This window comes from Streptomyces sp. NPDC097595, from assembly GCF_044761525.1.
GTDB classification, from domain to species: domain Bacteria; phylum Actinomycetota; class Actinomycetes; order Streptomycetales; family Streptomycetaceae; genus Streptomyces; species Streptomyces drozdowiczii_A.
Genome location: NZ_JBIWCN010000031.1, coordinates 1 through 14,156 on the forward strand (window position 1 = coordinate 1; position 14,156 = coordinate 14,156).

Consider the following 14,156-nt stretch of genomic DNA (forward strand, 5'->3'; position numbering starts at 1 on the left):
GGGGGGGGGGGGGGGGGGGGGGGGTTTGGTCCCGGGGCCCAACTCCCCATGGTTCGTAGGGGGGGGTTGGGGGGGGCCCCCGGGGGGGGGGCCCCCCCCCCCCCCGGGGGGGGGGGGGGCCCCCCCCCCCCACGCCGGGCTCGTTACGCCAGGGTCCAGGACTGGTTCGCCGTGCCGCCGCACGTCCAGATCTGGAGCTGGTTGCCGTCCGTGGTGCTCCAGTCCGTGACGTCCAGGCACTTGCCCGAACCGGAGTTCACCAGGCTGCCGTTGGCGCCGGTTGTCCAGGACTGGGCGGCGGAGCCGTTGCAGTCGTAGAGCTGGACCTTCGTGCCGTTGGCGGTGCCGGCCGCCGCGACGTCCAGGCACTTGCCGAGGGCGCGGAAGGTGGTGCCGTTACGGGTCCACTGCTGGGCCGACGTGCCGTTGCAGGTGTAGAGGTCGACCTTGGTGCCGTTGGCGCTGTTGGCGCCGGCGACGTCGACGCACTTGCCGCCGTAGCCCTTGATGGTGGTCGTGCCGGCCGGTGGGTCGACGGGGCCGCCGCCGCCCGTGATGGCCTTGAAGGTGTTGGTGAACTGCCAGGTGCTCTGCGGGGTGCCGCTCTGGCCCTGGTTGTCGCGGCCGAGGGACCAGAAGGTGAGTTCCTGGATGCCCTTGCTCGCGGCGAAGGCTTCGAGTTCCTGGGCGTCCTGGACGGTGAAGACCTCGGCGGCGGTGTCGTTGACGCCGATCATCGGGCAGTTGCCCTCCATGGCCCACAGCTGGGCGGAGGACTTGTCGGTCCAGATCTGGCCGAGCTGGGTGTGCAGCCCGTTCGCGGCGCTGATCGCGGCCTGGCCCATGTCCATGGCGGGGCCGTAGTCCATGGTCATGATGTTGACCAGGTTGACGTTGAGGTTGTGGCTCTTGGCGTTCTTCAGGAGCGCGATGCCGTTGGACTCCAGGCCGCTCGGGCTGACCGGGAGAGTGAAGTCGACGTCCAGCTTCCGGCCCTGGGCCGCGTAATCCTTCTGGAGGTTGGCCAGCGCCTGGTTGCGGCGGTCGTTCGCGGCGGTGTTGTCGAGGGTGCTGCCCTCGATGTCCAGGTCGATGCGGGTCAGGTTGAACTGGTCGATGACCTTCTTGTACTGGGCCTGCATCGCGGACACCGAGCTACAGGAGGCGAGTTCGCTGCCGCTCGCGCCGCCGAAGGACGCGATGACGTCGCCGCCGACCGCGCGGAGGCTGTTGATCGCGTTGTTCCAGCCGGAGTCGGTGACCGGGGTGTCACCGTTGATGGTGGCGTTGCAGGTGCCCTGGCTGACGATGAAGGCGAGCGTGTAGTACTTGTTGCCGGTGGCGTTGTACGCGTTCATCAGGCTGGACGGGCTGTTCCACATCTCCGCGTACGGAGCCGCGTAGTGCGCGGGGAAGCCGGGGCCGGGGTTGGCGGCGGCGGAGGCGGGGGCGGCGGCCGTGGCGACCAGGCCGGCGGCGGCCAGCGGCACGACGCCGAGCAATGCGGTGAGCCATCTGCTGCGTGATCTGGGCATGGGGGGACCCTCCGGTCTACGGGTAGGTGGTGAGGTACGCGACGTTGCTGCTGGGCGTGACGGCCGCCCCGGTGCTGTTGATGATGTGGCTGATCGTTCCGGCGCCGCCGAGGACGACGGTGACCATGTCGTGGAACTTCACGCCGGAGGTCTGGGGCACCTCGAAGGAGTGGTCCTCGACCACCGACGGGTTGACGTTGAAGTACGCGTAGCTGCCGAGGCCCCACGCTTCGTGGCTGGTCACGGACGCGCCGACCTTGTACGCCGGGTAGCCGTTGGTGTTCCCGTTCTTCCAGGCGCTCTGGTTGGGCGGGTCGTACGGCAGCTCGTTCTGGAAGAAGTACGTGCGGCCGCCGTTGCCGTTCCAGATGACCTGGGTCTTCTGGTAGTGCTCCACGAACAGTCCGTACGCGGTGACGTTCTGGCCGTTGACGACGAGCCCGGTGTCGGCGGTGTTGGTGTTCCAGCCGACCGTGCCGCCGTTGCCGTGGTCGGCGCGCCAGATCCAGGTGTGGTCGATGATCGTGTTGTTGGTGTTGACGACCAGCGACTGGGTGGCCTTGCCGACGGTCGCGCCGCCGATGCGGAAGAACACGTCGTTGAGCGTGACGGGGTTGGCGGCGTGGTTCGCCGACGAGCCGTCGGGCCCGATCCGCATCAGGGTCTGGGAGTTGGTCGTACCGGCGTCGACCAGGACGCCCGCGATCTTGATGCCGTCCACGTCGGCCGTGGTCAGCGCGGTGATGCCGTTGTCCGGGATGAGCGTGGCGAGGCCCATGCCGAGGACGACGGTGTCGGGGCGGGTGACGTTGAGCGTCTGGTTGAGGTGGTAGACGCCCGGGGTGACGAGGAGGTTCTTGCCGGCGGCCAGGGCGGCGTTCATGTCGGCCGCGCTCGCGCCGGGCTTGGCGATGTAGAAGTCGTCCAGCGGCAGCGAGGAGCCCGCCTGGTTCTTGCCGCTCCAGGTGGTGGCCGAGGCGTTGGTCTGGGCGGCGGGGACGAACACCTTCCAGGCGCCCGCGCCGTCCACGTACAGGAAGGGCTTCTCGCGGTTGACCGGGGCGGAGGCGACGGTGGTGTAGGTCGGGAAGGACTGGGCGGGGGCGCCCTGGTCGCCGACGAAGACCATGTTCCAGTTGGAGCCGGACCATGATCCCATCTGGGTGTTCTTGGTCAGGAACTGCTGCTGGCTGCCCGACTGGATCTGCCCGTCGATCTTCGAGTCGGAGATGAAGCCGCCGCTGGACCAGCCGCCGTCGTCCAGCTTGAGGTTCCCGCGCACGTGCATGCGCCGGTACGGTGCCGCCTGCGAGACGGCCCAGCGGTCGCTGCCGCCGTTGGGCGTGACGGAGAGGTTCTCCGCGTCGCGCCAGAAGTTCTGGGTGGCGTTGCCCTGGAACCAGTCGGCCTCGGCGTGGACGGCGCCGTTGATGTTCACCGCGTCCGGGGAGAGACCGAGGCCGGCGACCTGGGTGTAGAAGCCGACGTTGACGTCCGCGCTGTACGTGCCCGGCTTGAACAGGACCGCGTAGCGCTGGGAGCCGAACTGGTTGGACTGCTGCTGGTTGAAGATGCTGTTCAGCTTGGACTGGATGGACGAGGCGGACATCGACGGGTCGAAGATCACCGTGTTCGGGCCGAGGTCCGGGTTGTTCCCCGTGGGCGGGTCCGTGGGGTCGGTCGGGTCCACGGCGCCGGAGAAGCTCCACTTCTGGTTGCCGGTGCCCGCGCAGTCCCAGATCTGAAGGCGGGCGCCGTCCGCGTTGCTGTTGTCCTTGATGTCCAGGCACTTGTTCGCGGCGGTGTTGACCAGGTCGCCGGCGGAGGAGAGCCGCCACTTCTGGCTGGCGACGCTCCCGTAGCAGGTCCACAGGTGGACGGCGGTGCCGTTGGCCGTACCGTTCGCGGCCAGGTCCAGGCACTTGCCCTTCGCTGTCAGCGAGCCGTCGCTGTTGAGCGTCCAGCTCTGGTTCTGGCTGCCGGGGTAGCAGGTCCACATCTGGGCGGGCGTGCCGTCGGCGGTCGAACCGTCGGTGAGGTCGAGGCACTTGCCGTTGCCGGTGTTGGTCAGGGAGCCGGGGGTCGCGGCGCCGGCGGTCCCCGAGCCGAGGGCGACCAGGGCCCCGGCGGCGGCCAGCGAGGCGGACAGCGCCATGGCCAGGGGTGCGGTGCGCCGTCTGCGGCGGCGGTGGGGTGGTCTCGGCATGGAGGGCCTTCCTGTGGTGGGGGTGTCGGGCGGGGACAGGTGCATGACAGGAAATGGGGTCCGGCCTTATTTCAAGCCGTGAAGCTAGGCCCGCTGCCGACTACCCGTCAACCCCCGTGCACGGTCCGGTTCTTCACCTTCTGTAGGCACTCGGCCCGTGATCACGGGAAACCGCAGCACCCTCGTACGCCTTCTGAAGTCGCAGGTCAGCTGCGCTGACATGCAGCGTTCGAGTTGTACGCGATTTTCTGCCAGGAAAGTTTCCTGACAGATGCCTTGACGGGCTGTCGTGTACACGCGCAGACTCCGGTTCTGCTCAGCCGCTGCGCTCCACCGCCCACCTCTGGAGTCCCCCATGCGCGTCAGACACGGCACCGCACTCCTGCTCCGGCTCCTCGCCCTGGCCGGGCTCGTGCTCGGCCTGCAAGCCGCCCCGGCCCACTCCGCCCCCGCCGCCGGTACGTTCCGGGTGCTGGCCTTCTACGACGGCACGTACGACGCGGCACACATCAGCTTCGACCACGAGGCGAACACGTGGTTCGCCCAGCAGGGAGCCGCCCACGGCTTCACGTACACCGCCACGACCGACTGGAACCGGCTCAACAGCAGCGAGCTGGCCGGCTACCAGGTGGTGATGTTCCTCGACAACTACCCGCACACCGCCTCTCAGCGCTCCGCCTTCCAGTCGTACGTGCAGAACGGCGGCGGGTTCGTCGGCTTCCACGTGTCCGCGTTCAACACGGACACCAGCGACTGGCCCTGGTACCACAACACCTTCCTCGGCACCGGCACGTTCCGGTCCAACACCTGGGGCCCCACGCAGGAGACGCTGCGCGTGGACGACCCGGGGCACCCGGCGACGGCGGGGCTCCCGGCCACCATCACCTCGTCGGTCAGCGAGTGGTACAGCTGGCAGAACGACCTGCGGAAGAACCCCGCGATCGACGTCCTGGCCTCCATGGCGCCGTCGACGTTCCCCATCGGCACCGACCCCAACCAGACCTGGTACAGCGGGGATTACCCGATCGTGTGGTCGAACCGCGACTACCGGATGGTCTACAACAACTTCGGCCACAACGCGATGGACTACGCGACCAACACCGCGCTCTCCTCCACCTTCGCCAGCGACCGGCAGAATCAGCTCCTGCTCCAGGAGATCGCCTGGGCCGCCGGGCAGGACGGCGGCCCGGTCACCCCTCCCGAGGGCGCCACCGGCCGGATCACCGGCTACGGCGGCAAGTGCGTCGACGTGGCGGGCGCGAGCTCCGCCAACGGCACGGCGGTCCAGCTCTACGACTGCAACGGCTCCGGGGCCCAGCGGTGGACGGCCGGCTCCGACGGCACACTCAGGGCGCTCGGCAAGTGCCTGGACGTGGCGGCGGCCGGGACCGCGAACGGCACGAAGGTCCAGCTCTACGACTGCAACGGCTCCGGTGCGCAGGTCTGGCAGCACCGGAGCACCGGCGAGCTGGTGAACCCGGCGTCCGGGAAGTGCCTGGACGCGACCGGGCCCAGCTCGGCGAACGGCACCCGGCTCCAGCTCTGGACCTGCTACGGCAGCGGCAACCAGCTCTGGACCGGCCCGGCCTGACCGGGGTGGGCCGGGCGGTCGCGGCGAGGGGGCGGACCCCGCCGCGACCGCCCCCTCCGTCCGGGTGGCCCCGTCCCGCCGCCCGGCGCAACGCCTCGTGTCGCGCGCGCGGAGCGGGGGCCCGGGCTGCCCAGGATGCCCGTATGAAACCCATGCCCAAACGCCTTGCCGCGCTGCGCTCACGCGCCCGCGCCACGGGTGCGGCCTGCGCCGTCCTGGCGACCGTCGTCCCCGTCTTCTCCCTCGGCCTAGGCGCCACGCCGGCCGCCGCCGCCCCCCTGCCCGGTGGGCTCGGGCCGTGTGTGCCGGGCGACTGCCCCGACCCGTTCCCCGACGTCAACAACGGACCGATCGCGGGGCGGGACGACGGGATCAACATCTTCGTGGGCGACGACTTCCTCGTGCGGGGGCGCGCGGCGGAGGCCGAGGGCCGGGTCGTGGTGCTCGACGACTTCGACCAGAACAAGGACGCGGCGGCGGGCGGGCTGTACAACCTCGGGATCGTCGGGGTCGGCTCGCGTGTCGCGCCGCCCGTCGACTCGGACTTCCTGGCCGCCGGTGGGGACGTGACCGTCGCCGCCGGGCAGACCCTGGACACGACGGGCGGTCTCGTCGACGAGCTGGGCACCGTGCGCTACGCGGGCACCCTGACCGGGACCGTCACCGGGACGACCGTCCAGGACGACGACGCGACGGCGCCGTACGTGGGCCTGCGCGACGAGCTGACGGCGGCCAGCCAGTGCTACGCGCGGCCGGACGGCACGACCCGGACGCCCACCGGGACCGCGGTCAACGAGGGCTACCGGACGCTGTTCACCGGCGACGGGACGTCGCAGCTCCAGGTGTTCAACGTCGACTTCGACCTGGTCAACCCGAACTCGCCCAACGGAAGCCAGTCCATCGAGTTCGCGGGCATCCCCGACGACGCGACGATCCTGGTCAACGTGGTCGGTGAGAACCGGGTCATCAACACCACCAGCGGGAGCGACACGCTGGGCCAGTACCGCGAGCGGCTGCTGTGGAACCTGCCCGACGCCACCACGGCGTCCTTCCAGGGGTCCGGGCAGTTCCAGGGCAGCGTCCTGGTGGGCGAGCAGGCGTCCATGACCACCGTGAGCCTGCCCGGCATGAACGGCAGGTTCTTCACCACCGGCTCGCTCACCCACACCAGCGACAACGCCGGGGTGGAGTTCCACGCCTACCCGTTCGACGGCGACCTCCCGGACTGCGCCGGTCCGCAGCCGGTGACGGGCGCGGTGAGCGTACTGAAGACCGACGCCGAGACCGGTGACCCGCTCGCGGGGGCCGACTTCGAGCTGTGGCGCGAGACCAACGACGTGCCCGGCCTCCAGACCGACGGGGCCGACCCCGACACCCACGTCTCGGACTGCACCACCCCGGCGAACGGTGTCTGCTCCGACACCACGACCGTGGGCACGTACTACTGGCGTGAGACCGCGGCCCCGGACGGCTACGACCTCCCCGACCCCAACGTCTTCGGACCGCTCGTCCTGACCGACGACAACGCGGAGCAGGGCGTCCAGGTCGAAGCCGTCAACAGCCAGACGCCCGTGCCGCCCGTGACCGGTGAGGTCCGCGTCCACAAGACGGACGCCGACACAGGTGCCCCGCTCGCCGGAGCCGACTTCGAGCTGTGGCGCGAGACCAACAACGTGCCCGGCCTCCAGACCGACGGTGCCGACCCCGACACCCACGTCTCGGACTGCACCACCCCGGCGAACGGCGTCTGCACCGCGACCACGGTCCCCGGTACGTACTACTGGCGCGAGACCGAAGCCCCGGACGGCTACGACCTGCCCGACCCGAATGTCTTCGGCCCCCTCACCCTCACCGAGGACAACGCCGAGGACGGCGTCCAGGTCGAGGCCGTCGACAGCAAGACACCGGTGCCGCCCGTGACCGGTGAGGTCCGCGTCCACAAGATCGACGGCGACACCGGAGCCTCGCTCGCGGGGGCCGACTTCGAGCTGTGGCGCGAGACCAACAACACCCCGGGTCTCCAGACGATCGGGATCAACCCCGACACGCACGTCTCGGACTGCACCACCCCGGCGAGCGGCGTCTGCACCGCGACCACGGTCCCGGGCACCTACTACTGGCGCGAGACCGAGGCGCCCGAGGGCTACGACCTCCCCGACCCCGACGTCTTCGGTCCTCTCACCCTCACCGAGGACAACGCCGAGGACGGCGTCGAGGTCGAGGCCGTCAACTGCAAGACGCCCGTGCCGCCGGTGACCGGTTCGCTGACGCTGGACAAGACGGACGCGAAGAACGGGGAGCCGCTGCCCGGGGCCGTCTTCGAGCTGTGGCGCGAGAGCAACGACGTGCCCGGGCTCCAGACGGGCGGGGCGGACCCCGACACGCTCGCGGACGCGGGCTGCTCGACCGACCAGGACGGGCAGTGCACCTTCGACGACCTGCCGCTCGGTGAGTACTACCTCCGCGAGATCGCTGTCCCGGAGGGCTATGTCCTGCCGGCGAACCCGGTCTCGGGTCCGTACGAGGTGACGGAGGAGAACAGCGAGGAAGGCGTCACCGTGGAGCTGGCCAACCACCGCGGTGAGCCCTGCAAGGGCAAGGACTGCAAGGACGACACGCACAAGGCCGCTCGCGGCTGACGCGATCACCCGCCCGGCCGCCCACTCGTGGGCGGCCGGGCTTTCGCGCTGATTGGCTCGGCAGTACACCGTTCCCGTTGATCCCGCAGGAGGTCCCGCCGTGTCCCGTCCCCATCGCCTCATCGGTGCCGCCGTCGCCACGGCGGCCATGGCGCTGCTGTGCACCGCGGCCCCCTCGGCCGCGTCGCCCGGCCGCGACACCGCGTGCACCGCGCCGGCCGGGCCGTATCAGCGGCAGCTGGAGCAGCACCTCGGCCTGCGCGTGGACGGCCGTCAGTCCGACGCGGACTGCCGGGCGATCCGGTCGTTCCAGACCGAGCGGGGCCGCCCGCACCCGGACGGGTTCGCCGACCTCGGCACGTACCGCGCCATGCTCGTGGTCGAGGCCACGCCGAATCCGAACGCCGCCGGGACGTGCCCCGTCGAGACCGGCCGGGTGACCTGCGTCGACATGGACCGCCAGCTGCTGTGGGTGCAGAAGGGGAAGAAGGTCGTGTTCGGTCCCGTGCCCATCCGTACGGGGCGCGACGCCGAGGAGACGCGGCCGGGCCGCCACACCATCTACTGGCGCGACCGCGACCACGTCTCCGACATCTACGACGACGCCCCCATGCCGTACTCGCAGTTCTTCGACGGCGGCCAGGCGCTGCACGGACACCCGGGCGACCTGTACGACGGGGGCGGGTCGGCGGGCTGCGTCAACCTCACCGTGGACGACGCGGCGAAGCTGTGGGATCTGCTCGCGCTCGATGACGTCGTGTTTGTGTGGGGTGTGAAGCCCGGAACCGCCGACTGAGGGCCTTACTCCTCGCCCTCCAGGTTTCCTTCCGTTTCCAGGAAGACCTGGCGCAGCGCTTCAAGGACCGCCGGGTCGGGCTTGGCCCACATGCCGCGCGACTCCGCTTCCAGCAGGCGTTCCGCGATGCCGTGCAGGGCCCACGGGTTGGCCTGTTCGAGGAAGGCGCGGTTGGCCGGGTCCAGGACGTAGGTCTCGGTCAGCTTGTCGTACATCCAGTCCGCGACGACGCCCGTCGTGGCGTCGTAACCGAAGAGGTAGTCGACGGTCGCGGCCAGCTCGAAGGCGCCCTTGTAGCCGTGGCGGCGCATCGCCTCGATCCACTTCGGGTTGACGACGCGGGCGCGGAAGACGCGGGAGGTCTCCTCGGTCAGCGTGCGCGTGCGGACCGTCTCGGGGCGGGTCGAGTCCCCGATGTACGCCTCCGGGGCGGTCCCCTTCAGCGCGCGGACCGTGGCGACCATGCCCCCGTGGTACTGGAAGTAGTCGTCGGAGTCCGCGATGTCGTGCTCGCGGGTGTCGGTGTTCTTCGCGGCGACCGCGATGCGCTTGTACGCGGTCTCCATCTCCTCGCGGGCCGGGCAGCCGTCCAGCTCGCGGCCGTAGGCGTAGCCGCCCCAGGTCGTGTAGACCTCGGCGAGGTCGGCGTCGGTGCGCCAGTCGCGGGAGTCGATGAGCTGGAGCAGCCCGGCGCCGTACGTGCCGGGGCGCGAGCCGAAGATACGGGTGGTGGCCCGGCGCTCGTCCCCGTGCTCGGCCAGGTCGGCCTGGGTGTGCGCCCGTACGTGGTTGAGCTCGGCGGGTTCGTCGAGCGAGGCGGCCAGGCGCACGGCGTCGTCCAGGAGGCCGATGGTGTGCGGGAACGCGTCGCGGAAGAAGCCGCTGATGCGGAGGGTGACGTCGATCCTGGGGCGGCCCAGCTCCTCGGCCGGGATCGGCTCCAGGCCGGTGACGCGGCGTGAGGCGTCGTCCCAGACCGGGCGGATGCCGAGCAGGGCGAACGCCTCGGCGACGTCGTCGCCAGCGGTGCGCATGGCGCTCGTGCCCCAGAGGGAGAGGCCCACGGACACCGGCCAGTCGCCGTTGTCCGTGCGGTAGCGCTCTAGGAGCGAGTCGGCCAGGGCCTGGCCGGTCTCCCAGGCGAGGCGGGAGGGGACGGCCTTGGGGTCCACGGAGTAGAAGTTGCGGCCGGTGGGGAGGACGTTGACGAGTCCTCGGAGGGGTGAGCCGGACGGCCCTGCGGGCACGAAGCCGCCCTGGAGGGCGTGGACGCAGTGGGTGAGTTCGTCTTCGGTGCGGGCCAGGCGGGGGGCGACCTCTTCGGCCGCGAAGTTGAGGATGGCCGCCACGTCTGGGGTCAGGTCGTGGAGCGGTGTGCGGGTCGTGGACTCGGGGCTCTGCCCCGGACCCCGCTGCTCAATCGCCGCAGGGGCTTGATTTGGCTGATCGCCTGCCTCAGCCGCCGAAGAGGCTTGATTGAGCTGCTCGCCCGCCCCAGCCGCCGCAGAGGCTTGAATTGGCTGCCAGTTCGCGTCTTCCATCGCCTGGACCAGGGCGCGGGCCTCCTCCTCCACCCTGTCCGCGTCCGTGCGGGTTGCCGAGGACTCGTCCAGGCCCAGCGCCTCGCGTAGGCCCGGCAGGGACGTCGTGCCGCCCCAGATCTGGCGGGCCCGGAGGATGGCCAGGATCAGGTTGACCCGGGCGGCCCCGGTCGGGGCGGCGCCCAGGACGTGGAGGCCGTCGCGGATCTGGACGTCCTTGATCTCACAGAGCCAGCCGTCCAGATGCATGATGAAGTCGTCGAAGCCCTCGTCCTCCGGGCGGTCCTCGACGCCCAGGTCGTGGTCGAGCTTCGCGGCCTGGATCAGGGTCCAGATCTGGGCGCGGATCGCCGGCAGCTTGGCCGGGTCCATGGCCGCGATCTGGGCGTGCTCGTCCAGGAGTTGTTCCAGGCGGGCGATGTCCCCGTAGCTGTCGGCCCGGGCCATCGGCGGCACCAGGTGGTCCACGAGCGTGGCGTGCGCCCGGCGCTTGGCCTGGGTGCCCTCGCCCGGGTCGTTGACGAGGAACGGGTAGATCAGCGGGAGGTCGCCGAGCGCCGCGTCCGGGCCGCACGCGGCGGACAGGCCCGCGTTCTTGCCGGGCAGCCACTCCAGGTTGCCGTGCTTGCCGAGGTGGATCATCGCGTCGGCGCCGAATCCGTTGTCGTCGGCGCGGGCGGCGATCCAGCGGTAGGCGGCCAGGTAGTGGTGCGAGGGCGGCAGGTCCGGGTCGTGGTAGATCGCGATCGGGTTCTCCCCGAAGCCGCGCGGGGGCTGGATGAGGATGAGCAGGTTGCCCCGGCGCAGGGCCGCGAGGACGATGTCGCCCTCCGGGTTGCGCGAGCGGTCCACGAACATCTCGCCGGGCGGCGGGCCCCAGTGCTCCTCGACGGCCTCGCGGAGTTCGGCGGGCAGTGTCGCGTACCAGCGGCGGTAGTCGGCGGCGGGGATGCGGACCGGGTTGCGGGCGAGCTGTTCCTCGGTGAGCCACTCCTGGTCGTGGCCGCCCGCCTCGATGAGGGCGTAGATCAGCTCGTCGCCGTCGCCGGAAGCGAGGCCGGGGACCTCCTCCGTACCGAAGTCGTAGCCCTCCTCGCGCAGTCGGCGCAGCAGGGCGACCGCGCTGGCGGGGGTGTCGAGTCCGACGGCGTTGCCGATACGGGAGTGCTTGGTCGGGTACGCGGAGAGGACGAGCGCGACGCGCTTTTCGGCGTTCGGGATGTGGCGCAGGCGGGCGTGGCGGACGGCGATGCCGGCCACGCGGGCGGCGCGCTCGTCGTCGGCGACGTAGGCGGGGAGGCCGTCCTCGTCGATCTCCTTGAAGGAGAACGGGACGGTGATCAGACGGCCGTCGAACTCGGGCACCGCGATCTGGCTGGCGGCGTCCAGCGGGGAGACACCCTCGTCGTTGCCCTCCCAGTCGGTGCGGGAGCCGGTGAGGCAGAGCGCCTGGAGGATCGGCACATCGAGCGCGGTGAGCGCGCCCGCGTCCCAGGACTCGTCGTCGCCGCCGGCCGACGCCTCGGCGGGCCGGGTGCCGCCCGCCGCGAGGACCGTGGTGACGATCGCGTCGGCGGCGCGCAGGGTCTCGATGAGTTCGGGTTCGGGGGCGCGGAGCGAGGCGACGTACAGCGGGAGGGCCTTCGCACCCTGGGCCTCGACCGCCTGGCACAGGGTCTCGATGAACGCGGTGTTGCCGCTCATGTGGTGGGCGCGGTAGTAGAGCACCGCGACCGTGGGGGCGCCGTCCGGGGCCTCACGGGGTGTGCGTTCCAGCGGGCCCCAGGAGGGCGCGGCGGCGGGAGGCTCGAAGCCGTGGCCGGTGAGCAGCACGGTGTCGGAGAGGAAGCGGGCGAGCTGGTCCAGGTTGGCGGGGCCGCCGTGCGCGAGGTAGGCGTGGGCCTCGGCGGCGATCCCGATCGGGACGGTGGAGGCGGCCATCAGCTGGGCGTCGGGGGCCTGTTCGCCGGTGAGGACGACGACGGGGCGGCCGGTGGCGAGGAGGTGGTCGAGGCCGTCCTGCCAGGCGCGGACTCCGCCGAGGAGGCGTACGACGACGAGGTCGGTGCCGTCCAGGAGGGCGGGCAGGTCCTGGAGCGTGAGGCGGGAGGGGTTCGCGTACCGGTAGCGGACGGGTCCCTCGGAGGCGCGGGCGCTGAGCAGGTCGGTGTCGGACGTCGACAGGAGCAGGATCATGCGGCGTCGGGCCTTCCTCGGGGTGTCCACGCCCCGGGCGGTGTCGAAGATCCCCTGCTCGGACCTGCCGAACGTGCGGGGAAGGGAGTTCCTGACTCGCCCGGCCTGGTGGGGCCGGGCTCACAGTGGCGGGACCGCGCCGGAATCGCACCGGGCTTCCTCCCCTGTCGCCGTCTGTGGCGACGACGGACCCGGAGGTCCGCCGGGGTCCGTCCGCGAAGACGGGCCCCGCAGGCATAGTACGGGCCGGGGTGACCGACCGGTCATACGGATCGGAAGACGGGTCATACGGATCGGATGAGATGGTCGGTATGCTCGCCGCCATGCCTCCCCCAGCCCCCCATTTCGCCCAGCCCGACGACGCCCGTTTCCGGTCGCGCGGCGACGCCTGCCCCGGTGCGCTGCGGCTTCACCGGGCGGACGACGGGGCGTTGGCACGGGTCCGGGTGCCCGGTGGTGTGCTCACCGTGGAGCAGGCGGACGGGCTGCGGGAGTTGGCCGGTGAGCTGGGCGATGGTGAGCTGTATCTCACTTCGCGCGGCAATGTGCAGCTGCGCGGGCTGGGTGCCGAGTGCGGGGGTGAACTGGCCTCACGCATGTACGAAATGGGGCTTTTGCCCTCCGAGCGGCATGAGCGGGTCCGCAATGTGGTGGCCTCCCCGCTGTCCGGGCTCGACGGACTCGGCGCGCGGGACGTCCGCCCGTGGCTGACCGCGCTGGACGCGCTGGTGTGCGCGAGCGAGGAGGCGGCCGGTCTGTCGGGCCGGTTCCTGTTCGCGCTGGACGACGGGCGCGGCGACGTGGACGCGCTGGGCGCGGATGTGACGCTGCGGGCGCGGGCGGACGGGGACGCGGAACTGCGGATCGGGGCGCTGGACTCGGTGGCCCGGATCCCGGCGGACGAGGCACCGCGCGCCGCGCTGCTCGCGGCGACGGTGTTCCTGTCCCTGGCGGCTGGTTCCGGTGCCTGGCGGGCGGCCGAGCTGCCCGGGGGCGCGGAACCGTTGTTCGCCGAGGTGGTACGCCGGTGGGGTGCGGCCGGGCTGGCCGTCGCCCTCGGGACCGTACCGGTGCCGGACGGCACTCCCCCGGCGCTCGGCGTGGTGACGGGGTCCGGGGACACGGACGCGCTGTCCGTGGGGCTGCCGCTCGGGCGGGCGGACGCGGTGCGGTGGCGGGCGCTGACGGACCTCGCCCGGGACCACGGGGCGGGCGAGCTGCGGCTCACCCCGTGGCGCGGAGTCGTCGCGCCCGGTGTCCGGCGGGAGCGGGCGTCCGGTGCGCTCGACGCACTGGAGGCCGTGGGACTCATCACCGGGGACCGCTCGCCGTGGACCGGGGTCGGGGCATGCATCGGGCGGCCGGGTTGCGCGAAGTCCCTGGCGGATGTCCGGGGTGACGCCGCGTCAGCCCTGCCCACCGCCCCGCCCGTGGGCGCCCTGCCCGTGCACTGGTCCGGGTGCGAGCGGCGGTGCGGGCACCCGCGCGGTGCGTGGGTCGATGTCGTCGCAGGACCGGACGGCGGCTACCGGGTGTCCGTCGTACGGGACGACGGGCGCGCGGACCCGGTCCACGTCGCCGAGGACCCTGCCGCGCTGGCCGACGCCGTGGCGGCGGCCCGTAACCCTCGTAACTGATCCCCCACTTTTTCC

Annotated in this window: 7 protein-coding genes and 1 riboswitch; of the genes, 4 read left to right on the plus strand and 3 right to left on the minus strand. The window is 71.5% G+C overall.

The features are described 5' to 3' along the window. Nucleotides 1–143: 143 nt before the first annotated feature. Complete coding sequence (locus tag ACIQZN_RS33410; protein WP_404002162.1) at nt 144–1,535, minus strand: ricin-type beta-trefoil lectin domain protein; 1,392 nt, start codon at nt 1,533–1,535, stop codon at nt 144–146. 16 nt (nt 1,536–1,551) lie between these two features. Then, nucleotides 1,552–3,690, minus strand: coding sequence for an RICIN domain-containing protein (locus tag ACIQZN_RS33415; protein ID WP_404002321.1), 2,139 nt, complete (start codon nt 3,688–3,690; stop codon nt 1,552–1,554). Nucleotides 3,691–4,096: 406 nt separating this feature from the next. On the opposite strand from ACIQZN_RS33415, the gene ACIQZN_RS33420 reads away from it, so the two are divergent. The 3 genes from ACIQZN_RS33420 (at nt 4,097) to ACIQZN_RS33430 (ending at nt 8,767) form a co-directional block, all read left to right on the plus strand. After that, complete coding sequence (locus tag ACIQZN_RS33420) at nt 4,097–5,332, plus strand: ThuA domain-containing protein (RefSeq protein WP_404002165.1); 1,236 nt, start codon at nt 4,097–4,099, stop codon at nt 5,330–5,332. 143 nt (nt 5,333–5,475) lie between these two features. After that, on the plus strand, nt 5,476–7,971 hold the full coding sequence (locus ACIQZN_RS33425) for a SpaA isopeptide-forming pilin-related protein (protein ID WP_404002167.1): 2,496 nt from the start codon (nt 5,476–5,478) through the stop codon (nt 7,969–7,971). A gap of 100 nt (nt 7,972–8,071) precedes the next feature. Beyond that, nucleotides 8,072–8,767 carry a L,D-transpeptidase gene (locus ACIQZN_RS33430; protein WP_404002170.1) on the plus strand — a complete coding sequence of 232 codons (696 nt, stop codon included), beginning with the start codon at nt 8,072–8,074 and terminating at the stop codon, nt 8,765–8,767. 5 nt (nt 8,768–8,772) lie between these two features. On the opposite strand, the gene cobN is transcribed toward ACIQZN_RS33430, so the two are convergent. Further along, nucleotides 8,773–12,504, minus strand: a complete 3,732-nt coding sequence (gene cobN / locus ACIQZN_RS33435) for a cobaltochelatase subunit CobN (RefSeq protein WP_404002173.1) — start codon at nt 12,502–12,504, stop codon at nt 8,773–8,775. Between the two features lie 85 nt (nt 12,505–12,589). After that, a riboswitch (cobalamin riboswitch) is annotated at nt 12,590–12,666 on the minus strand. Nucleotides 12,667–12,806: 140 nt separating this feature from the next. On the opposite strand from cobN, the gene cobG reads away from it, so the two are divergent. Beyond that, a complete protein-coding gene (cobG, locus tag ACIQZN_RS33440; RefSeq protein WP_404002176.1) occupies nt 12,807–14,141 on the plus strand; it encodes a precorrin-3B synthase in 1,335 nt (444 codons plus the stop codon). Nucleotides 14,142–14,156: the final 15 nt, after the last annotated feature.

What these genes read in the sequence shown, in the direction of transcription:
- cobG (WP_404002176.1), top strand. Translation starts at nt 12,807, where the DNA reads ATGGTCGGTATGCTCGCCGCCATGCCTCCCCCAGCCCCCCATTTCGCC.
- ACIQZN_RS33425 (WP_404002167.1), top strand. Translation starts at nt 5,476, where the DNA reads ATGAAACCCATGCCCAAACGCCTTGCCGCGCTGCGCTCACGCGCCCGC.
- ACIQZN_RS33410 (WP_404002162.1), bottom strand. Translation starts at nt 1,535, where the DNA reads ATGCCCAGATCACGCAGCAGATGGCTCACCGCATTGCTCGGCGTCGTG.
- cobN (WP_404002173.1), bottom strand. Translation starts at nt 12,504, where the DNA reads ATGATCCTGCTCCTGTCGACGTCCGACACCGACCTGCTCAGCGCCCGC.
- ACIQZN_RS33415 (WP_404002321.1), bottom strand. Translation starts at nt 3,690, where the DNA reads ATGGCGCTGTCCGCCTCGCTGGCCGCCGCCGGGGCCCTGGTCGCCCTC.
- ACIQZN_RS33420 (WP_404002165.1), top strand. Translation starts at nt 4,097, where the DNA reads ATGCGCGTCAGACACGGCACCGCACTCCTGCTCCGGCTCCTCGCCCTG.